Raw genomic sequence first — 20,418 nt, forward strand, 5'->3', positions numbered from 1 at the left:
CAAGCTGCCCCCGGTACTCACGAACCTTGCGCTGATGCGGACCAACACCCATCACGCCACCTCCGACTACGAGGTGTTGCGACGGACAGTTGAATCCGCCGACATCACCGACGCGGTGCAGCTGCCACTGTCCCCGCTACATGGTCCACATCGATTCGTACTCCGACAGGTCTTGCTCGCTCATAGCTCCCCCTGGATGGCAGCGTATCGGAGGAAACAGGAGAAGATGGGCAGATCGCAGATCCGCACACGGCTCCGGAGGCCCCGCGCGTGTCAAGCGTTTCAGCAGCTCAGAGCCTCGGAGGCTCCTGTCCGTCGGCAGGCGGTTCACGGATAGGCCACGCCTGGCTGACGACTTGGTGCGCGAGGTCAAGGCCTGCGGGCCTCGCGGTTCGGCTGGTGGGTGATCAGCAGACGGCCTGTCCGACAAGTACCAGTTCGGTGCCCGTCGGGCGGCGGATCGGCCTGCGGGCAGTACGGTCGGAGACCAAACCGGCGATGGCGGCATGGGTCTCGGTGTAAAGCTCGCGACGGCCGATGTACCGCTGGAGCGGGCGCCACTTCCTCTGCTCGCCGATGGCGTCCTCCACACAGATCCGCCGGGAGGACTGCCGTCGGCGTGCCTCGCGCCAGGCGTGCCGGTCGCCGAGCAGGGCGTCGTCTTTGGGTTTCCGCGGCGTGGCTTTGTCGGTCAGTAGCGGGTTCTGGCTCACATTCCGTGAATCACCACGCTGAGTGACGTTCGTCCGGCGGGCAGGACCTCGGGAAGCTGCCTGAAACCCGGGCCCTGGAACTCACCTCACCCCAGCTTCGTGCCCATCCCGACCGGCATCGCATGGCCCCGAAGATCTGACTCTCCGTAACAGCTACACGGAATCTGAGCCAGAACCGGTTCTCGTGAACAAAGCCAGACGATGACCTCGCGCCGGACGAGCAGGTGGCGCTGGCCGATTCAGTCGGTCTCGCCCTGCTCATCGCGTTCGACTCGCTCACCCCGAGCGAACGCCTGGCGTTCATCCTGCACGACATGTTCGCGGTTCCGTTCCAAGAAATCGGCCAGATCCTGGGCAAATCCACCGACGCCACCAAGATGGTCGCCAGCCGTGCCCGCTGCAAGGTCCAAGCCACGGACCGGTCGGCGGGCACCGGCCGCGAGCACCGAGAGGTCGTCCAGGCATTCGGTGCCGCCGCCCTCAGCGGCGACTTCGAACCGCTCCTGCGGGTCCTCGACCCGAACGTGAAGCTGACCGTCGACAACCCCGATGGCGTGGCCGTCACCCTCGGCGCCACCAAGGTCGCCGCCTGCGCCCGCATGTTCTCTGGCGAGGTTGCCCGCCAACGCCCCGTGCTCGTCAACGGCAGCCCCGGCCACATGTCCTGGCGCCCCGACGGAAGCCCTCTCTCCATCATCGCCTTCACCGTCACCGAAGCCCGGATCAGCGGCATCCGCATCGTCGTCGACCCGGCCAAACTCGCCTCGATCCATTTGCCCACCCCGGGAGTGAGCCGGTGTCGTCAGGGTCTGCCACGTGTATATCTGCAAGTCATCTGGGCTGACCGAGCCCGACGAGCAGGCGGCTCCGAGGCGGGGTCGGTCCTCGGCGGAGCCAGGTCACTTCATCGAGGTCATCGGGGGGGCCGGCCGACCCACTACTGGCGACGCAGATCCTCCTATCGAGGCCCACGGGGCGTAGAGGTTCTCGCACAGCTTCTTCTGAACCAACTGAGGCGAAGAGCAGCACTGGGGAAAATTCGGGTTCTGACCGCGCTTCCGTGACGACTACGGCTGAAGGGGGACGCAGGCCGTCGAACCCCCTACGGACGCCCCAAAGCCGATGTCACCCAGCTTTCGCAGGGCGGTGCGCCACGAACCGTTCCACTCGACGTTCCCCATATGGCCATGGGACCGCGCCCCCTCCCCACCAGCACGAACCGACCGAATCGGCACGCCAACTGGGCATCTGGGAAAGGGAGTCGATGCGAGGCGACCCCATGCGTTGTCAGTGGCACGGCATACGCCGCACGGACGCAAGGGGGAACCGTTCACGCATGGATGCGTGTCTTTCGAGCACACAGCAAGACGTGTCCGGGCGTGCCCCGGCTCGATCCTCAGGGGGGATCTTGACTTCATCGCACCGCGGACGACTGCGCGCCCTGGCCGCCGGGGGCGTACTCGCCCTGGCCGCCAGCGCTTTCCCGGCCGCCCCGAGCACCGCCGCCCCGCAGCCCCCAGCACCCGCCTCCGCCCTCGTGCGGCCCGCGGCCGCCCCGGCACCGGAGTCGGCCTCCAGCGCCGGACCGCGCCGCGAAGGCGGGCACCCGAGCGTCGTCATGCCCGGCCGCGCCACGCCCCTCGCGCGGGTGGCCGCTGCGGCCAAGCCGCGGCACGACGTCGACGGCGACGGCATCAGCGACATGATCGTCATGGAGTACGACCAGAGCACGGCCGTCTACCTGTCGTCGATCTCGTCCTGGAGCGACTACGCGATCTACAAGACCGACCCCGAGGCCTCCTTCAAGGACCTGCTGCCGGTCGGCGACGTCGGCGGCACGACCAAGGCCGAGCTGCTCTCCCTCTCCTTCGACGGCGTACTCACGCTCTACGAGACCGGCCTGAAGGGCACGTCGGCGCCCCTGTGGTCCGGCCGCGGCTGGCAGAAGTACAACCGCCTCGTGGCCACCGGCGACGTGACCGGGGACCACCACCCCGACCTGCTGGCCCGCGACCACGTCGGCGACCTGTGGCTGTACACCGGTACCGGAAGCGTCAGCAACCCCTTCAACGCGCGGGTCAAGGTCGGCTCCGGCTGGGGGATGTACGACCAGATCGTCGGCGCCAGCGATGTCGACGGCGACGGCCTCGGCGACGTCTTCACCCGCACCCTGACCGGCGAGCTGTGGTTTCACAAGGGATCCGGCAGCGCCACCGCCCCGCTCAAGCCCCGCGTCAAGGTCGGCACCGGCTGGAACACGTACAACGTGATCAGCGGCCCGGACGATGTCGACGGCGACGGCATGAGCGACCTGGTCGCCCGCAACCGCGACGGCTTGCAGTACTTCTACAAGTCGATCGGCGGAGGCAAGTTCGCTGCACCCGTGTACCACGGCAGCGGGTGGGAACTCAACAAGTTCATGGTCGGCGCCGGCACCACGCAGCTCTACGGCAAGTCACAGAACCTCATGACCGAGGCCAACAACACTCTGGCCAAGTACTACGCCCTGGCCAACGGCACATACGTGACGCCGCCGATCGCGGTCGGCACCGAGACGCCCGGCTCCCGCAACACCTACGCCACAGGGCTCAACAACCACAACCACGCCAGCTACGTGCAGAACATCGGCAGCGACCTGTACATCCGCGGCCAGAAGGTCAGCACGACGTGGAACTACACGCTCATGGTCGGCCCAGGTGACCTCACCGGCGACGGCAAGGGCGACCTGCTCAGCCGCGACTCCGCCGGCGTCCTGTGGCTGCACCCCGGCGACGGCGCAGTGGACACCAAGCTCGGCGCGCGGATCAAGGTCGGCACCGGCTGGAACGACTACAACGCGCTCGTCGGCGCCGGCGACTACTCCGGCGACGGGCGGCCCGACGTGCTCGCCCGGGACACCTCCGGCCGGGTGTTCCTCTACAAGGGCACGGGGACGTCCACCGCGCCATTCGCCGCCCGGGAGCAGGTCGCCACCGGCTGGAACGTGTACGACATGCTGGTCGTGCCGGGTGACATCGACGGCGACGGCAAGGGGGACGTGCTCGGCCGCCTCCCGAACGGCGACATGTACCTGTACACCTCAACGGGCAACGCCGGCACCGCGACCTTCACCGCCCGGGTGAAGTTCGGCAGTGGCTGGAATATCTACAAGAACATGATCTGAGTCCCGCAGCCGCCCGGCGGCCAGTCCGCGATGAGCGACGGCGCGGGCCCGTCCACCGGCACCAGCCGGCGGGCAGGCCCGCGTCCGTTGCGCTGCCGTGGCCCGCACGGGCAGCTGGCGGGCGTCGATGAGGAGGCCCGCCTCGTGCTCGGGCAGGACGGCCTTGACTACCGACACATCCGGGGCGCGCGGGGCCCGGCTCATGGGTGCGGGTAGCCGTGGTGGGGCGGCGGGTACTCCCGGCCGGGGAGCTCGGCCACCCAGTACAGCACGATCCGCTCGAACTCCGTGAGCGCGCCCGGCTGCCCGGTGGGGTCGTCGGCGGCTTCGCCGGTCGCTTTCAGCAGCCGCATCGAGCGTTCCTGGTCGGCCTTTCCCGGGGCGAACCCGCCGGACGCCGTAGGCCGTCCGGAGCGGGGGCCACGGGCGGGGTCCGGTCCAGGGCACCGGACCGCCAAGCGCCGGCCAGGACCAAGGCGCCGGCCAGGAGCGACAGACGCAAGCCCGCGTCCGTGTACCCGGACCAGACGGCCCAGCCACCGCAGCCCTGCAGGAGCGCCCCCGCGAGCGTGCCGTACCCGACACGTCGCTGCCTTCCGGTCATCACACCCCGCCACCCCCTCATCAGCGCGAGTCCCAGATATGGGAACGATCCATCACCCCAGGTAGTGGAGCGGGACCGGGCGGCGGCCAGGACCATGCGGCGGGCGAACTCGGAGGGCGGGCCCTGGCGCCAGTAGTCGTCCGCGTTCAGGCGGGCCAGGTGTTCGGCGACGGCTGCCGGGCCGTCGCTCTCGCCGATCTGCTGCATGCGGGCGGCCAGCATTGGCCAGGGCGGGCGCCCACGAGCAGGCCGCCGTCACGCTCGCCCAGGACGTCCTTGACCGTGGCCATGATCCGGGCGTGGACGGGCCGGGCGGACACCGAGCTGGTCCAGGGCCGGTGCACCGGCTGCGGGTGGGGCGGCGGCGAGGACGGCCGCCACCAGGACGCTTCCCGAGCAGTGGAGGCCCCTGAGCACTCAGGGATCGTGAACTGCCCGGAGGCCGACCTTGGCATCGGGCATGGACCTGGACGTCACCTTCCGTGCGGAGGGCGACTTCCAGGTGCCGGAGTTCACGCCCCGGCGCTCCCGCTGCTGCCCCGCTCGACCGGGATCCACAGCTGGGAGCCGGTCTCCGCGCCGATCTCCACCGGCTTCGTCAGCAGGAGCTCCGGACCTGGCCGGCTCGCATACGGGTTCGAAGGGAACCACTGCGTGAACACATCTCGCCACAGCTCCTGGAGGGCGCTCGGATAGGGCCCGTGGTTGTCGAAGACCGCCCAGGTCCCGGCTGGCACGTCGAGGGCGTCGAGCTCCTCGGGGGCCGCCTCGGGACCGGTCACCACGCCGATCCAGTAGTCCACCTCGGCGCCCTCCTCCCGGCTGTCGGTCAGGTGCACCACCGCCGACAGGACGCCCTCCGGCTCCCGGGGGACCAGCTCCTTCATCCGTACGATCGCCTGCTCGTCCAGGCTCTCCAGGTGCGCCGCGGCGGCCGCATTGAGCCCCTCGTGCACGAGGGGGACCCGGGCCTTCCTGCCGACGACCCGAAACGACTCCTTCTCCACGATCCGGTACCGCATGGCCGTACCCCCTTCGACGACGACACGGAAGGACATGCGCGGCTGTGCCGTGAGCACCGCGCCCGTGCGCCGGGCCTCGCCCGGCCCGATGCCGTGCACCGACCGGAACGCCCGGGCGAACGCCTCGCCCGAGCCGTACCCGTACCGCACCGCGACATCGAGCAGCGTCAGCTCCCCGGCCAGCACCTCGGCCCCGGCGAGCGTCATCCGCCGGCGCCGCACGTAGACCGGGAGCGGCATCCCGGCGAGCGCGGAGAACAGCCGCCGAAAGTGATACTCCGACACCGCGGCAATCCGGGCCACCTCGGCCATGTCGACCTCCCGGTCGAGGCAGGCCTCCAGGTGGTCCAGCGCCTGATTCAGCCGCTCCAGCACGTGTATCCGTCCTTCTTCCTTGTGTCTCCGCCGCAGGAACGTCCACCCTGCCAACCAGCCGCAACCGCGGGAGCCGCAGCGGCCGGCACCCGAGCCTAAGCCGGGGTCGCTCGCCTCGTGCGGCGCCTTGGCGGTCATCGGCACTGCGGCTCGGGCGCCGGCCGGGCTGTCGTGACGCACATGCTCGACGAATGATCCCGGGGCTGTTCCCCGTGGGAACAGCTACCGATACAGCCGGTCTTGGGGACGGCCGGTCGGGCCGTCGGCCGGCCGCGGGGCGGAGAACAGGAGCGGTCGACCGCGCGGCCGTCAGGCCGTCTTGACAGGGTGAGAAAATTTGATCGTGCCCCGCCCGACAAAACCAGTGCGGGAATTGTTGGGCAGGATGCCCTGGCGTTACCTGAGGCTTACGCCCATGACTGATATTGAGGGAGTATGCGAGCCGCGGTTTGCCGCAGTCCGTGAGGCACTTGCAGCTTTGCTCGGCAAGGACGACGTGGGTGCCTCGGCGGCCGTCTACGTTGACGGCGAGCCCGTGGTCGATGTCTGGGGTGGGTACGGCGATGCGGACCGTTCCGTCACCTGGGAACGCGACACCATCACCGGCGTGAACTCGACGACCAAGAACATGATCGGCCTGTGTGCGCTGATCCTGGCCGACCGGGGCGAGCTCGATCTGTCCGCGCCGGTCGCCGCCTATTGGCCTGAGTTCGCCGTGGCCGGCAAGGAGAGCGTGCTGGTACGGCACGCTCTATCGCACACCGCGGGGCTGCCGGACCTGCCTTCCGGGCTGACGGCGGTCGAGGAGCTCTACGACTGGCAGAGCGTGACGGCAGGGCTGGCCGCGCAGGCACCCGAATGGGAACCCGGAACGGCCGCCGGCTATCACGCGCTCACCTTCGGGTTCCTCGTCGGTGAGATCGTCCGCCGCATCACCGGCCGCAGTCTCGGCGAGTTCTTTGCCGCAGAGGTGGCCAAGCCGCTGGGTGCGGACTTCCACATTGGGCTCTCTGCGGAGCATGACCACCGCGTCGCACCGCTCATCCCGCCGCCGTCGCTGACCGACGAGTACGCCTCCAGTGCACCGCCCGGACCGGACGGCGCACGCCGGGAGTACACCGGTGCCGCGATCCGGGTCAGGGACGTCAACTCCGTGGCCTGGCGTCGCGCGCAGATCCCTGCGGTGAACGGCTTCGGCAACGCTCGGTCCGTCGCCCTCGCCCAGTCGGTACTGGCAAACCAGGGATCGGCCGGCGGTGTGCGACTGCTGTCTCCCCAAGGCTGTGAGCCCGCGTGGCAGGAGGTGTTCCGCGGCGACGACCGCGTCCTGCGGACGCCGATGTCTTGGAGCGTGGGCTTTGGCAAGTTCGGCAACACCTTCGGCTGGGGCGGCTGGGGCGGCTCGCTGGTCATGAGCGATCCCGACTCACGCATGACGGTGGCCTATGTCATGAACCAGATGATCGACCGGGACCGGCAGGAGGACAACCGCGGCATGGAGATCATCATGGCCGCCTATCGCGGACTGCACTGACGGCGCAAGGGGCAGTCCGTGCCTGCACAGGCTGCCCTCTCCCCCTCGCAGTTCCGCAGGTGAGCGGGACCTGCCGGTGGCCTCCCGCTCTGGCGCCTCTGGACACGGGCAGCCCGACCCGGACAGGCAGCCCCTACCCGGCCATGCCCCAGTGGGAATCCGAGGAGCACTACCGAACCATGCTCACCAACCCCGCCGCCCGGGTCCGCACGGACCAGGCAGCCACCATCGCCACCGACGTCCAACCCCGCCTCTTCCGCGTCGAATCCCACCGCCCCAAGGCATAGCGGGCAAGCCCGGTTCCCGGACACACACTGCCCCCGAGCTGCCACTGGCCGTGCGGTATTCGTGTTTGAGCTGCCTCAGGCGCCTCTCGACGCGTAGTAGACCTGGCATGCCGAGGATGGTCTGCCGCGGATGCGTGCGGCGTCGGTATCGATCGCGCTGACCGACAACCACGACACCAACGGCAGCCTCATGATCATGCCCGGTTCCCACCGCACGTTCGTGGGCTGCGCCGGTGCGACACCGAGGGACAACTACAAGATGTCCCTGCGGGCAGGAGGCCGGCACGCCGTCGGACCGGGTCTTGGCTCAGCTCGCCGAGCGGCACGGCATCCGGTTGTTCACCGGCCGTGCCGGGTCGGCGACCTGGTTCGACAGCAACTGCATGCACGGCTCCGGCGACAACATCACCCCATGGCCGCGCAGCAACGTGTTCATTGTCTTCAACAGTGTGGACAACACCCCGCTGGAACCGTTCGCCGCCCCGGTCCGCCGGCCCGGCTTCATCGCCGCCCGTGACTTCACCCCTGTCCGCGGCACGACATCCGGCCCGGGCCTGGGGCGTTACTGACTTCGGCGCTTCGGGGTGATTGGCCTCTTCGTGTAGCTGACTGACGGTCATCTGCGCGCTGTGCCGTTGGTATGCGCTATGCGGATGGGGGCGGGCTGACGGCGAGGGGCCGGCAGCGCGCGAGGCGGTGCGGCTGGAGGCCGCCGGGTTGTTCGCCGATGGGCTGGGGCCGCCGGAGGCCGCCCGCAGGCTGCGGGTGAGCTTGAAGTCGGCCTACCAGTGGCACCAGGCGTGGACGGCGGGCGGGGTGGCGGCCGTGGCCTCACAGGGCGCGAGCGGCCGGCGTTGCAAGCTGTCTGCGCGCTGCCAGGAGAAGCCGGCCGGGTACCTCGACCCGGGGCCGGCCGTCCACGGGTGGGACGAGGAGCAGGTCTGGACCGGCGCGCGAGTGGCCACTCTGACCGGCCGGAAATTCTACGTGTCCTACAGCGTCTCTCTCGACGGTTTCCTCGCGGGAACCGGCCTCTCCCCCGACCTCTCACCACCATCACCCTGAAGCGCCGACGTCAGTAACGGAGGTGGATGCGGTCGCCGGCTGCCGAACCGCTGGTGCGGGTCGACTCTCGTTGCCGCCATGCTCCGGGTGGGTCTCCGTGATGGCGCCGGAAGGCTGCGGCGAACGCGTAGGGCGAGCCGTAGCCGATCACGTTGGCGATTTTCGCCAGACCCAGCTCGCCGTTGCGTAGGTAGTCGCGGGCCAGGGTCATGCGCCAATCGGTCAGGTATTGCATCGGTGTCTGGCCGAGCGCGTCTCGGAAAGTTCGTGCGAAGGCCGCCCGGGACAGTCCGCTGATCTCGGCGAGTTCGGGGACCGACCAAGGATGCCCGGCATCTTCATGTATGGCTTGCAACGCTGCTTTCAGTCGAGGATCCGCCGACGCCCGGTACCAGCGAGGTGCGGTGGTGCTCTGACGGAAACTGGTACGGATGGCAAGAACCAGAAGTATGTCGAGGAGCCGGTCCAGCACAGTGGGCTGACCTGGCTCAGGGGAAGCCAGCTCGCGGGACAGTAGGCCGACCACGTCGCGCAGGGGATCACCGACGGCTGCCGAGAGTGGCAGCACCTGGGGCAGCGCATCGAGCAGGCCGCTGCCGATGTCCCCCGAAAACCGGTAGGCGCCGCAGAGGAACACCGTCGCCTGTGGGTCGTCCGAGCGTACGTCGCGCCCGTAATGTGCCCGGAACTCCTCCGGTTCGAGGCAGTCGGCGCCGGGTTCATGGCCGATGTAGTGATCGGGCCCCCCGCGGACAAGCGTCACCTCGCCCGGCGAGAGCTCCATCGGGCTGTGAGAGTCGTCGTCGAACCACAGCCACCCCCGCCCCCGCACGACAGTGTGCACCGCGAGCTGGATGGAGCCCCCCAGCCGCAACCCCCAGGGGGGTGTGGCCACCGTTCGAGCGAAAACAGCGCCCGATGCGCGCGCTCTCGCGAGGTGGTCGTCCAGCAGATCCATGGGCCAAGTATTAAGCAGAACGATCACAGCGGTCAATTTCGTGAGCGTTTAAAACAAAGAACCGAGAGGATCACGCATTGATTCGCTCGGTAGGCGGCCTCACGATGGAGTCATGATCGATTCAAGGCAGACGACACTTGTGCTCGGCGGTACCGGACGAACCGGATCGCTGGTGGCGCAGCAACTCATCGAACGGGGTCTGCATGCGCGTACGGCCTCGCGCCGCGGCGCCGACGTGCCGTTCGACTGGGACGACCCGACCACGCATGCCCGCGCCCTGGACGGCGTAGACCGCGTCTACCTCGTCACGCCCGCCATGCGGGTCAAGTACGCCGGCCTGGTGTCCGACTTCCTCGATCTTGCCGCAGGAGCCGGGGTGCGGCACGTTACGTACCTCAGTGCCTACGGCAGCGACCAGGCGCCACCGGAGGTCGACATCCGGGCCGTCGAACTCGACCTCGCGGGCCGAGGAGGCTTCACGCACTCCATCCTGCGTCCCGCATGGGTCATGCAGAACTTCTGTGACGAACACATGCCGGTCATCGAAGGCATCATCACCGTACCGACCCACGGCGGCACGGAAGCCTTCGTCGATGCCGCGGACATCGCGGCGGTCGCGGTCGAGACGCTGGCCGACCCTGACGCCCATGCCGGCGCGCAGTACGCGCCGGCCGGCCCTCAGTCGCTCACGGTCAGCGAGGTCGCCGACATCATCGCCGACGTGATCGACAGACCCGTCACCCACAACGACATCGACCCTGAAGCATGGATCGGCGGCGCGATCGCAGCCGGCTTCGTACCCGCCGACTACGCCGTGATGCTCCGCTGGCTGACGGGGACCGTCATCTCCGGCAACGGTTCCCGGCCGAATGGCGACATCGAGAAGGTCACGGGCAGGCCGCCGATCACGTTCCGGGACTTCGCCCAGCGGAATGCACCCGCATGGACCCTCCAGGCTGCCAAGTGATCGCGCCCGTCGAGGACTTCGACGACTTCGCGGCGCTGGACCCCTTCTTCCGAATCGTCGAGGAAGGACTGGCCGGCTTCGTTGACGGACGGCACTTCTTCGACCTCCTGGCCGAAGACGTGATCTTCGACTTCGTGATCTCCGTTCCCGGATACCCGCGACGGGTTGAGGGACGCCGGGCCGTGGCAGAGCTGTACCGCGGCTACGGCAGCAACATGGTCCTGCGGAGCGCGGACGAACTGGCCGTTCACCGGGATCGCGAGGCGTCGGTGATCGTGCTTGAGTACGCGGTGCACGGGCAGGCAGTCCAAACCGGGCGGACCTACGACAACCACTTCGTCTCTGTGATCACCGTCAAGGACCGCAAAGTCACGCACTGGCGGGACTACCTGGACCCCGTCGCAGTCTTCAACGCGATCGGATGGCCTGCACAGTAACGGTCGACCCGCGGCGGCTCCGAGCCCGACGCTCTCGCCGAGGAACCCTGGTGTCTGAGCGCGAGAGCCCCGGCGGGATCCGAGACCTCGTGAGAGGACACGGGCCGCCGCCTACCGGCCCGAGAAGAGACGGTGGCCCATGGTCTGCCCGGTGGTCCTGGCCGCGCCACCAGGCGCTGCCCTTTCTCGGCACACAGGCGGGCAATACGGTTGTCACCGCCAGCGGCCAGCCAAGGGGTCTGTCGGAGTGTTCTCTACCCAACCCGGGGCGACTCAGCCACAAAACCCCAGGTCACAACCCAGATCTAGAGTCTCCACAGAACCCGGAACGGTTCAGGTTTCGCCGGTCAGCGTGAGCGGGTCACTCTCCTTGGCGATGCCACACTGGCCGGACTGCGGCGCCCGGTCCAGACGGCCATTCCACCGCGAGCCATGCAAGCCCCACCCAGTGTTGCCGTTCACGGCTCGGTCGGCTCGCAGCCCGAGCCGGTCGTGCTCAGGCGGCCGTTTCACTGGGCTCGAGGACGGCCTCGACGTCGACCATGACATCGACCATGGGGCTGACGACCACTCCGCCGCGGTCGATCACATCGTTCCAACTCACCCCGAAGTCATGCCGATTGATACGCGCCGTGGCGGAGAAGCCGGCGCGTTGCCTGGGCCCGAGGTCCCGCCCGTCCTCCCACCACGGGGTATCCCACTGTCCCAAGGAGGTGACGTCGAAGGTTACGGGGCGTGTCACGCCACGTACCGTGAGATCTCCGGTGACCTCGAACTCGGTTCCGCTCACCTGGTGAATGCCCGACCCGACGAACGTCCACGTCGGGTGGTGCTCGACGTCGAAGAAATCAGCACTGCAGAGGTGCGCGTCGCGCTGGGGCTGACCGGTGTATACCTGGGTCGCGTCGACCGTCGCCTCGACGCGCGCCTTCTCCGGCTCGTCGGGATCGACCTCCAGGAAGCCGTGCACGTTCTTGAGCTGCCCGCGCACGTAGGTGACCATCATGTGCCTGGCGCGGAACTCCGCCGCGGTGTGACCCGGCTCGAAGAACCATTTGGTCATGGCCATGCGCGCCCCTGACGTGCCCCTTCAACCAGGATGGCATCGCCGGTGTTCGTTCGCACCGTCGACGATGAGGGAGACGCCGATGCCCAGCATCCAGACGTCCTTGGCCAGCGCGATTCCCTGCTCGGTCGGGCGCAGGCTGCCTTCCTGCCGCATCCCCGGCGTACGAAGGTAGAGCCCGATGGTGCCGACGGAGAATGCGGTGAGCCCAACCCCGGCGACAACGGCAGGGACGACCGGCAGGAGCAACGTGGCTGCAATGGCGAGCTCCCCGGCCGAGAGCAGCCGGACGAACTTCTGGGCGTCGCACTTGCCCAAGAACGGGTACGTAGTGGCGGCGAACTGATGCAGCCTCTCAGCGGTGGCCTCGTCCGCACCGCGTTTCGAGAGCCCGGAGTTCAGGAAGAACGTGCCGACCGTGAGCCTGAGCGGAAGTTGCCGCGCTGCGGAACGCCACACCGAACCGGATGCCATGCCGAGCCTCCCAACATTGACCCCACATACCACCCTGACATCCGTTCGAACCATGTCAAACGGGGGCCGATCACCCACCACTGGTCCCGGAACCCCGGACCAGGTCAGTGCAGGTGAAGCTGCCAGTCCGCTGGGACTTTGCCCCCGGCCCCGGAGTCGGGGGGCGGCGACCGGGTCAACGACGCCGCCGCTCTTGCCCAGGCCGACCTGGGCCTTGCCATGGGGACCGGCACAGACGCGGCGATCGCGGCGTCCGATCTCACCCTGGAGGGGGCGGCCGGGACACGAGTCCCGGCCGCCCCTTTCGGCGTACGCATCAGCTCGGCGGCTTGCGGGCGGCGAGGCGTTCGACGACGCCGAGCTTGAACCGGCTCCGCTGCTCGATCTCCAACTCCTCCGCCTGGACATGCTGGAGGGGGCGGCGCAGTAGGTGCTCGCCGCCGAGCGGAACGGTGACGAGTTCGATGAGCCGCTGGATCACGCGGACTCCCAGGGCGGAGCTTGCCACGTGGTCCAGCAGGAGGAGCCGGCCGCCGGGTTTGAGTACGCGGCTCATCTCGGCGATGGCGCGCCGGTCGTCGGGGATCGCGCACAGCGCCAAGGTGGACACCACGGTGTCGAAGGACGCGTCGGGGAACGGCAGGGCTTGGGCGTCGCCTTCACGCAGGTCCGCGGTCCGGCCAAGCTCTTCGGCGCGGCGGCGGGCGAGGGCCAGCATCTGCGGGCTCCACTCGATGCCGGTGAGACGCACACCGGGCGGGTAGAGGGGGAGGTTCAGGCCGGTGCCGATGGCAACCTCAAGGACGTCGCCAGTGGCCTGGGAGCACACCCAGGAACGGCTCTCGCCGAACAGGTGGCGGTCGAAGAACCGCATCTGCCGGTCGTAGGAGCGGGCGTGCTTGTCCCAGTAGCGGCGCAGCCGCTCGTTTTTGTCGCTCGCCTCGGCCATGGGCTCATCCTCACCGTCACCCGTCTCCCCCGCACGTCACAGTCCGCCGCGAGTGCGGCCCGGCCGGAGGACCTCCCGGCCGAGCCGCACTGCCGGAGCTGCTGCCGCTGCTGAGGACGTCGTCGTGTCAGTCGGCCGGACGGGCCGTGTAGTCGCCGGCCTGCTCCACGACCGCGACGAGTACGGCCACGTCCACGATGGCGCCTTCCTCCAGGTGGAGGGTGGTGCGCCCGGTCTTCATCTCAGTACGGGAGGAATGGACCCCGGGGATGTCCTCCAGCTCGTCGTCGATGAGCAGTCCGCAGCCGGAGCAGTGCATGCCCTCGACGAGGAGCACCACCCGTGTGCCCGCGTCGTCGGTGTCGGTGTTCTTCTTACGGCCGAAGAGCTTCACGTGGTGCCCTCCTGGAAGGTGATAGTGCCGGTCTGCATGCCCATGGCGCAGGTGAAGCGGAGGGTGCCGCCTTACGGGTGCCCAAGTCGATCGGGGTGTCGCCGTCGCGCTTGACGATCTCCTGGACCCCGAGTTCGGGGATGGTGAAGGCGCGGGCGCAGCCGCCGGAGTCCTTCCCGTGCAGGACCAGCGTGGTGGGTACGCCTGCCTTGGCGGTGAACTGGGTGGGGACGTAGAAGTCCGTCACGGTCAGGGTGATCACCTGCTTGCCGGAGGCATCGATGCGCACCGGACCGTCCTCAGCCCCAGTGCCGCCTTCCGCGGGGGCGGGAGCGGCGGCGGCCACGGTCGTGGTGCCGGTGGTGAAGGGGGCCCATCCGCCGGCCTGGAGTCCGGAGGCGATGGTCCAGGCCGCGACGGCGAGGACCACGACTCCGGTGGCGATGCCCAGGCGGCCAGAGAGCGCCCGGCTGGAGCGCCGGAAGAGGTATCCGAGGACGGCGAACAGCGGGGCGGTGCCCACGACGAATCCGACCATTACCGCCGCACCCGCCAGCGGGGACCCGGCGGTGATCGCGACCAGCTCCATCGACAGCGTCACACCGCAGGGCACCAGGACCGTGGCGAAGCCGACGAGCGCGGGGGTCGCCACCGAGGTGGTCTTGGCACTGAGCCGCACCAGCCGTCCGAAGGATGCCGGAGGCCGGGGGACGAGCCGGCTCACTGCTTTGACCCCGAAGAGGTCGAGGGCGAAGAGCACCATCAGTGCTCCGGCGATGATCAGCAGCGTCGCTTGTGTCCGGGGGCTGGGCTGCAGTGCGGCGCCGAAGATCCCCAGCAGGGCGCCGAGGATGGTGTGGGAGAGCAGCTTCCCGGCGAGGAACGCGCCGACCGGGGCCAGGTTCCCGGCCGTCGGCTCCGGGGAGGGCGTGGTCGCCACGGGCCGGGCGGCCGGCCGGGGCCGCTTCTTGACGGACGACGGCGACCTGCCGGGCGACGACATGGCGGGCGACTTCGCCGAGGGGGAAGTCGGGGCGGGCTCGCGGCGGGTGACCGCTCCGGCGAGCAGACCGCCCTGAACGGCGGCGCATGAAGCGCCCCCGGCGAGCAGGCCGGTGCTGAGACCGGTGACGAGCAAAGTGAGGGACGACGGCATGCGTCGTGGCTCCTGTTCGGATACGACGGCACGCGCCCAGAAGAGGCTACGGGCGTGCCGAGGCGGACATGAGGGAAGTCGGCGTCCCGCGAGGCGACAAGAGACTGCCTCGCGGGCGACGAACCATCACGTCCGCGACACGCACAACCGGTGGAGATCAGGAGGGGGCAGCGCCACAGGCGGTGCGTTGGGCTGGGCCACGCCGGCGGCGCGGAAACAGGGCGCCCCCGCCGGCAGACCGATCGGAGCCACGCTCGTCTGATCCTGCTGGACAAGAGTGGCCTGCTGCGTCGCGCACGGCGTCCCGGCCATGGGGCACTGCGCGCCGTACTCGACCGCGTCGGCCCGCACCACTCCAGACGCATCACTGCTGACCTGAGTAGGAGCGGCCATCTCCATGGACGCCATGGACACCATGGACGCCGAGGGCGCCGTCGCGGAGGACATCTCCATGGCCGGACGAGCCAGCCCGGCCAGACAGAACATGAGCGCGCACAACAGAAGCGCCGCGGACCAGGCCCGCAGCGGCATCAGCACGCGACTCGACATGCCCGCCATGTGTAGGGCACCTTCGCCCGGCATGCCGCACGGCTCGGGATCAAACAGAACACCATGAAAGGCGTAGTTGCACCCACATAAGGCGTAGCAGTGAAGACGGACAATGGCCTCACAGTCTCTCCCTTGGCCTTCCCCCAGGGGGAAGGTTTTAGCGTCGCAAGTGTCGCAAGTGTGGAGGCGCCGTTCCCGACCAAGGCCGGTACCGGCGCCTCACCCGCTGCTCCAGGACACTGCCCGGAGCACCCGGACAGGGAACGGAGCCCATCCGACCCTGCCCTCTCCCGCCCCGCGCCCCACCTCCAGAACCCGGCCGCCCCTCCACAGCGCAGCGCTGTATCGCCGGTTCGCCCTCGCGCCCGTCGGTCTCCTCGGCACCGCCCAGTAGTAGGCGCACCGCGCCTCGAGTCACTTGACCCAGAACGGACCGGTGCTCACCGAAGGCGGCCTACACGTCCTGGAACACGCACTGCGCGGCGGCCAGTTCCGCGCGACTGCGGGCCCGCAAGCTGCTCGGCGGCGGGGTCCCGTCGAGCAGGACCGTACCGTCGTACGCGGGAGTGCAGCCCCGCCAGGCAGGGTCCCAGCGTGGTCTTACCGCCGACGGTGCGTCTGACGAGCGCCAGGCACTCCCCCACCGCGGCCGAGATCCCGATATCGCTCAGCACCTCAACGACGGATATGGACCTCGCGCCCGTCGCGCAGTACGGCGACATCCTTGGCGCCCAGGTCCATCAGGGCCCGGATCGCATCCCAGGCCCGCCGCTCGGCCCGTGCCTCGAAGAATCGTCCGGCCAGCAGGAACGCCGTCAGGACGACGGCGACCTCGAGATACAGGTGCTCCCCGCCCACGGCCAGCGTGGCCGCGCTCCACAAATACGCGGCCAGCACGCCCAGCGACACCAGGGTGTCCATGGTCGCCGAGCCGTGCCGCAGATTGAGCGCCGCCGCCCGGTGGAACGGCCACGCGCCCCACAACGGCCGACGCCGCCGGATGACAGGTCGGGCAACGATGGTGCGATGGCCGTCGTTCTCCAGACTTCCTGATGTCTCATGAGACATCAGGCGCCGCGGCATCGGTCACTCCGCCGCCGCGATGTCGCCAGGGGTGAGGTCATCCCGAATACGCAGGTAGCGCACTGGGTGCCGGTGGCGGCCGCGGTCTACCGCTGTGTCAGCGCGTCGGCGACGAGGTTCGGCTGGACGATGACGTACCGGAGCTTGTTCCCAGAGTCCCATCCAGCGCTGATCCGCATTCCCGTCCACGGATGCTCGGGCCCGCCGGGGGTCCGCGCGGCGGGGCCCGGACGGGTGCGGCGAGGGCGGGCGGCACGGGGAACTCCACCCGCCAAGGGTGACCCGTGAGTTAATTGGGGAGGCGCAATGCTCAAGCGCGCACGCTGCGAATCGTCGAGGAAGCATTGAAAAGCGGGGACGGCACGCTGCGGCCGATCGTCTTCATGGGAGTCGCCACCTGCGCCGCACTCACCTTCGGTGGTGGCGCCTGGCTCACGGGTCTGCTGTAGCGGTGCTGAAGCGCGATCCAGATTTTTCGGAGTTCGGCGGTCTGAGGATGTCGAGAACGTGCCATCGGCTCCGTCCCAGGGACATCAGCGGCCACCACCGGCCGCACGAGGAAGAAGGAGAAACCAGCATGGCGATCCAGCGGATGGACAACGTCGGCATCGTCGTCGAGGACATGGATGCCGCCATCGCGTTCTTCGTGGAACTCGGTATGGAGCTGGAGGGCAGGGCGGAGGTCGAGGGCCTCGTAGCCGACCGGTGCACCGGACTCGACGGCGTACGCTGTGACATCGCGATGGTCCGGACCCCGGACGGTCACAGCCGGCTCGAGCTGGCGAGGTACCGCAGCCCCGCGGTGATCAGCGCCGGGCCGCGCAACCGGCCGCACAACATTCTGGGCACGCACCGCGTCATGTTCGCCGTCGACGACCTCGAGGACACCGTTGCCCGCCTGCGCCCTCACGGCGCCGAACTCGTCGGCGAGATCGCCCGGTTCGAGGACAGCTATCTGCTCTGCTACATCCGCGGCCCTGAGGGCATCATCGTCGGACTGGCCGAGCAACTGCGCTGAGAAGGTGGAACCGAACCATGCAGCCGAACGAGATCATCGAGGTTCGAAGCCGCCCGATCAGCCAGGAGCTGCTGGCCCGTGACGTGACCCGCCTGGCCTACGTCGCCAAGGACGGAACCCCGCACAACGTACCGATCGCCTTCACCTGGAACGGGTCGCACATCGTCATGTGTACGACGAGGAACGCGCCCGAACTCCCATGGCCACCCTCGCGCACAGGCTCCTGAAACGACGGCACCAGTAAGTGAGACACATCTGAGTGTCGCGAGAACCGTCGAACTTCTACTCCGCCGCGAAGCCGCTCACCAGGACGCCAGAGCCGGGGACGTACTCGGCGGCCTGGGCGAGCATCGGGTCGAAGGGCGGGGTCAGGACCACTCGGGGTTGGCCTCCTTCACCGCCGCTCCGCGCCTGGCACCACCAGCCTCCCCGGCCAGCCCTGGGGCGGCGCGACAGGTACGGCCACAGGGCCGGCCCTCCCACGTCAGGTTCCCGGGTGCGCAGGCTTCCGCTGGGCCACCACCAAGGCCCTGCACTCCTGGCAGAGCGGATTCCCACCGACTCCATAACGAGCACATGTTCGATGACTTCTCTGCGCTTGGCTTTGTTCACGCGTTGCGAAGTCAGTTGTTCACGGGTTTGGAAGGCGCCCGGTCGGCGCCGAGGTCGATGTTCACGGGAAACGACAGCACCCCGCAGGCGGGGCTACGCAGTGGAGCGCCATTCCCCTTCGAGGCTGCTGAAGATCATGGAGTCTCGCCAGCCGTCGTGGAGCAGCGCGGTGTCGCGCAGGCGTCCCTCATACGTCATACCGATCTTGGACAGCACTCGGGAGGAGGCGAGGTTCCGCGGGTCACAGGTGGCATGGATTTGATGGAGCCCCAGCTCGCCGAACCCGTGCACGAGCAGCTGCCGGCCTATATCCGTGCCGATGCCCTGCCCCCACACCCGGGGATGCACGATGTATGAGATCTCGCCCTGGCGCTGCTTATCGCTGCGGACATGCAGCTCACCCATGCCCACCACATCCCGCCCGACGCGGGCGACGTAAGGGAACCGGCGCTGAGGGATGCCCGACCAGGCGTTGACCGCGGAGTCCACGAAGTCCTGCGTCTGGACCTCCGTGTTCGGCCCCCAGGACTGATAGCGGCACACCTCCGGGAGGCACGCCCACGCGTGAACGGCCGGCCAGTCCTCCACAACGATCTTGTCCAAGGTTACCGAGTGCTGACTCATAGGACGATCATGAACGGGGCGCCGCGCGAAGATCAAGATCAGGGAGCCCATCACGGTTCACTGACGGCCATGCGGGGAGGCGCTCGCCAAGGGCGATGATTCCCCACCACCGCCAGGCCGTGGAGATGGCCGACCTCGCCCCCACCCGCGCGGAGTCCGCCGAGGTGGAGGCGCTCGCCGACGAGATCAAGAAGGCCCAGGACCCGGAGATCAAGAGCCTCTCGGGCTGGCTGACCTCCTGGCGTGAGCAAGTGCCGGCCGAGGGCGCCATGGACCACTCCATGCACGGCACGGGCGGCATGACGACCGCCGAGGAGATGGACAACCTGAAGAGGGCCTCCGGCAAGGCCTTCGGCACCGCCTTCATGGAAATGATCAAGCACCACGAGGGCGCGCTCGCGATGACCAAGACGGAGAAGGCCGACGGCGCCTTCCCCGGCACCAAGACGATGGCCGACGCCATCACCACCTCCCAGACCGCCGAGATCGCCCGGATGAACAGCCTGCTCGGCGAAAGCTGACCACCCTGCGCAGGGGTGTGCCGGGCCGCGAAGGCCTGGCACACCCCTGCGCCCTTCAGGTAGTTCCCCTCCCTCGCGGAATACCCCTAGGGGGTATATGGTTTGTGGTGTGGGTCCGCGGGAGCGGGGTCACACTGGACGGGAATGGGGATGACGGTCATGGACCACAGCGCACAGCACACCGGCACCGCGCACGACCACGCCGCGCACCAGGCACATCAGGCTCACGCCGGGCATCAGATGGCCGGCGTGACGTGGGGGGCTGCCGCGAAGGCGACGCTGCACTGCCTCACCGGGTGCGCCATCGGCGAGATCCTGGGCATGGCCATCGGCACCGCCCTGATGTGGGGCAACGTGCCCACCATGATCCTGGCGATCGCCCTGGCCTTCGTCTTCGGCTACTCCTTCACCCTCTTCGCGGTCCGCAAGGCCGGACTGGACCTCAAGACCGCCCTCAAGGTCGCCCTGGCCGCCGACACCGTCTCCATCGCGGTGATGGAGCTCGTCGACAACGGCATCATTGCCCTGGTTCCCGGCGCGATGGACGCCCACCTCGCCGACACCCTGTTCTGGACATCGCTGCTCGGCGGATTCGTCATCGCCTTCCTGCTCACGACCCCGGTCAACAAGTGGATGATCGGCCGCGGCAAGGGCCATGCCGTCGTCCACGCCTACCACTGACCACGTGCCAGCCCCGCGTGCCCGGACGTACCGTGAAAGGTGCGGCCGGGCGCGTTCACGTGTGAAGGCGTTAGGGTCTGTTGCGAAAGTGGATCTTGATCGGTGATGATCATGGTGTGGCGCGTGGAGATCTGACGGATGCACAGTGGGCAAGGCTGGAGCCGTT

Annotated in this window: 19 protein-coding genes and 5 pseudogenes; 11 read left to right on the forward strand and 13 right to left on the reverse strand. The window is 68.7% G+C overall.

Translation table 11 applies throughout. The features are described 5' to 3' along the window. Positions 1 to 407 precede the first annotated feature (407 nt). Positions 408 to 713 (reverse strand): hypothetical protein, encoded by a 306-nt coding sequence (locus AB0M76_RS40225; RefSeq protein WP_365957705.1) that lies wholly within the window; start codon positions 711 to 713, stop codon positions 408 to 410. A 197-nt stretch (positions 714 to 910) separates the two neighbouring features. On the opposite strand from AB0M76_RS40225, the pseudogene AB0M76_RS40230 reads away from it, so the two are divergent. After that, positions 911 to 1,498: pseudogene (locus AB0M76_RS40230) on the forward strand (RNA polymerase subunit sigma-70); the annotation flags it as partial. A gap of 623 nt (positions 1,499 to 2,121) precedes the next feature. Continuing rightward, positions 2,122 to 3,876: a VCBS repeat-containing protein gene (locus AB0M76_RS40235; protein WP_365957706.1), complete on the forward strand. Its 1,755-nt coding sequence runs from the start codon at positions 2,122 to 2,124 to the stop codon at positions 3,874 to 3,876. 200 nt (positions 3,877 to 4,076) lie between these two features. On the opposite strand, the gene AB0M76_RS40240 is transcribed toward AB0M76_RS40235, so the two are convergent. Together AB0M76_RS40240 and AB0M76_RS40245 are read right to left on the reverse strand one after the other, a co-directional pair. Then, on the reverse strand, positions 4,077 to 4,229 hold the full coding sequence (locus AB0M76_RS40240; protein ID WP_365957707.1) for a hypothetical protein: 153 nt from the start codon (positions 4,227 to 4,229) through the stop codon (positions 4,077 to 4,079). Positions 4,230 to 4,992: 763 nt separating this feature from the next. After that, complete coding sequence (locus AB0M76_RS40245) at positions 4,993 to 5,877, reverse strand: AraC family transcriptional regulator (RefSeq protein ID WP_365957709.1); 885 nt, start codon at positions 5,875 to 5,877, stop codon at positions 4,993 to 4,995. Between the two features lie 415 nt (positions 5,878 to 6,292). Here AB0M76_RS40245 and AB0M76_RS40250 point away from each other — a divergent pair, with 415 nt between their 5' ends. The 3 genes and pseudogenes from AB0M76_RS40250 (at position 6,293) to AB0M76_RS40260 (ending at position 8,763) form a co-directional block, all read left to right on the forward strand. Then, on the forward strand, positions 6,293 to 7,411 hold the full coding sequence (locus AB0M76_RS40250) for a serine hydrolase domain-containing protein (protein ID WP_365957711.1): 1,119 nt from the start codon (positions 6,293 to 6,295) through the stop codon (positions 7,409 to 7,411). A 417-nt stretch (positions 7,412 to 7,828) separates the two neighbouring features. Continuing rightward, a pseudogene (locus AB0M76_RS40255) lies at positions 7,829 to 8,267 on the forward strand (phytanoyl-CoA dioxygenase family protein). Between the two features lie 148 nt (positions 8,268 to 8,415). Next, positions 8,416 to 8,763 (forward strand): helix-turn-helix domain-containing protein, encoded by a 348-nt coding sequence (locus tag AB0M76_RS40260; RefSeq protein WP_365957713.1) that lies wholly within the window; start codon positions 8,416 to 8,418, stop codon positions 8,761 to 8,763. 10 nt (positions 8,764 to 8,773) lie between these two features. On the opposite strand, the gene AB0M76_RS40265 is transcribed toward AB0M76_RS40260, so the two are convergent. Beyond that, positions 8,774 to 9,721: an AraC family transcriptional regulator gene (locus tag AB0M76_RS40265; RefSeq protein ID WP_365957714.1), complete on the reverse strand. Its 948-nt coding sequence runs from the start codon at positions 9,719 to 9,721 to the stop codon at positions 8,774 to 8,776. Positions 9,722 to 9,833: 112 nt separating this feature from the next. Between AB0M76_RS40265 and AB0M76_RS40270 the strand changes: the two genes are divergently transcribed. Both AB0M76_RS40270 and AB0M76_RS40275 read left to right on the forward strand, forming a co-directional pair. After that, positions 9,834 to 10,688, forward strand: a complete 855-nt coding sequence (locus AB0M76_RS40270) for an NmrA family NAD(P)-binding protein (RefSeq protein WP_365957715.1) — start codon at positions 9,834 to 9,836, stop codon at positions 10,686 to 10,688. Then, positions 10,685 to 11,125, forward strand: coding sequence for a nuclear transport factor 2 family protein (locus AB0M76_RS40275; protein WP_365957716.1), 441 nt, complete (start codon positions 10,685 to 10,687; stop codon positions 11,123 to 11,125). The genes AB0M76_RS40270 and AB0M76_RS40275 overlap by 4 nt, the downstream gene beginning before the upstream one ends. Positions 11,126 to 11,621: 496 nt before the next feature. Here the strand turns inward: AB0M76_RS40275 and AB0M76_RS40280 are convergent, their stop codons facing one another. The 8 genes and pseudogenes from AB0M76_RS40280 to AB0M76_RS40315 form a co-directional block, all read right to left on the reverse strand. Beyond that, the gene (locus tag AB0M76_RS40280) at positions 11,622 to 12,194 is read right to left on the reverse strand and encodes a YceI family protein (RefSeq protein WP_365957717.1); all 573 of its coding nucleotides are present in this window, start codon (positions 12,192 to 12,194) and stop codon (positions 11,622 to 11,624) included. A gap of 21 nt (positions 12,195 to 12,215) precedes the next feature. Then, positions 12,216 to 12,665, reverse strand: a complete 450-nt coding sequence (locus tag AB0M76_RS40285) for a hypothetical protein (RefSeq protein ID WP_365957719.1) — start codon at positions 12,663 to 12,665, stop codon at positions 12,216 to 12,218. A 316-nt stretch (positions 12,666 to 12,981) separates the two neighbouring features. After that, positions 12,982 to 13,614 carry a class I SAM-dependent methyltransferase gene (locus AB0M76_RS40290; RefSeq protein ID WP_365957720.1) on the reverse strand — a complete coding sequence of 211 codons (633 nt, stop codon included), beginning with the start codon at positions 13,612 to 13,614 and terminating at the stop codon, positions 12,982 to 12,984. Between the two features lie 127 nt (positions 13,615 to 13,741). Further along, the gene (locus AB0M76_RS40295; protein WP_365957721.1) at positions 13,742 to 14,008 is read right to left on the reverse strand and encodes a heavy-metal-associated domain-containing protein; all 267 of its coding nucleotides are present in this window, start codon (positions 14,006 to 14,008) and stop codon (positions 13,742 to 13,744) included. Next, positions 13,989 to 15,164, reverse strand: coding sequence for a sulfite exporter TauE/SafE family protein (locus tag AB0M76_RS40300; RefSeq protein ID WP_365957722.1), 1,176 nt, complete (start codon positions 15,162 to 15,164; stop codon positions 13,989 to 13,991). The genes AB0M76_RS40295 and AB0M76_RS40300 overlap by 20 nt, the downstream gene beginning before the upstream one ends. A gap of 126 nt (positions 15,165 to 15,290) precedes the next feature. Next, positions 15,291 to 15,713, reverse strand: coding sequence for a hypothetical protein (locus tag AB0M76_RS40305; RefSeq protein WP_365957723.1), 423 nt, complete (start codon positions 15,711 to 15,713; stop codon positions 15,291 to 15,293). Positions 15,714 to 16,089: 376 nt separating this feature from the next. Beyond that, positions 16,090 to 16,354: pseudogene (locus AB0M76_RS40310) on the reverse strand (ABC transporter ATP-binding protein); the annotation flags it as partial. A 43-nt stretch (positions 16,355 to 16,397) separates the two neighbouring features. Next, positions 16,398 to 16,697, reverse strand: a pseudogene (locus AB0M76_RS40315) (heavy metal translocating P-type ATPase); the annotation flags it as partial. Positions 16,698 to 17,373: 676 nt separating this feature from the next. Here AB0M76_RS40315 and AB0M76_RS40320 point away from each other — a divergent pair. Continuing rightward, complete coding sequence (locus AB0M76_RS40320) at positions 17,374 to 17,814, forward strand: VOC family protein (protein WP_365957724.1); 441 nt, start codon at positions 17,374 to 17,376, stop codon at positions 17,812 to 17,814. Between the two features lie 17 nt (positions 17,815 to 17,831). Beyond that, positions 17,832 to 18,041: a hypothetical protein gene (locus AB0M76_RS40325; RefSeq protein WP_365957726.1), complete on the forward strand. Its 210-nt coding sequence runs from the start codon at positions 17,832 to 17,834 to the stop codon at positions 18,039 to 18,041. A 478-nt stretch (positions 18,042 to 18,519) separates the two neighbouring features. Here AB0M76_RS40325 and AB0M76_RS40330 read toward each other — a convergent pair whose 3' ends face one another. Beyond that, positions 18,520 to 19,029 (reverse strand): GNAT family protein, encoded by a 510-nt coding sequence (locus AB0M76_RS40330; RefSeq protein ID WP_365957727.1) that lies wholly within the window; start codon positions 19,027 to 19,029, stop codon positions 18,520 to 18,522. A gap of 116 nt (positions 19,030 to 19,145) precedes the next feature. On the opposite strand from AB0M76_RS40330, the pseudogene AB0M76_RS40335 reads away from it, so the two are divergent. Further along, a pseudogene (locus AB0M76_RS40335) lies at positions 19,146 to 19,571 on the forward strand (DUF305 domain-containing protein); the annotation flags it as partial. Between the two features lie 159 nt (positions 19,572 to 19,730). Beyond that, complete coding sequence (locus AB0M76_RS40340) at positions 19,731 to 20,252, forward strand: DUF4396 domain-containing protein (RefSeq protein ID WP_365957728.1); 522 nt, start codon at positions 19,731 to 19,733, stop codon at positions 20,250 to 20,252. Positions 20,253 to 20,418: the final 166 nt, after the last annotated feature.

It is taken from the genome of Streptomyces sp. NPDC051364 (assembly GCF_040682115.1).
Taxonomy (GTDB): domain Bacteria; phylum Actinomycetota; class Actinomycetes; order Streptomycetales; family Streptomycetaceae; genus Streptomyces.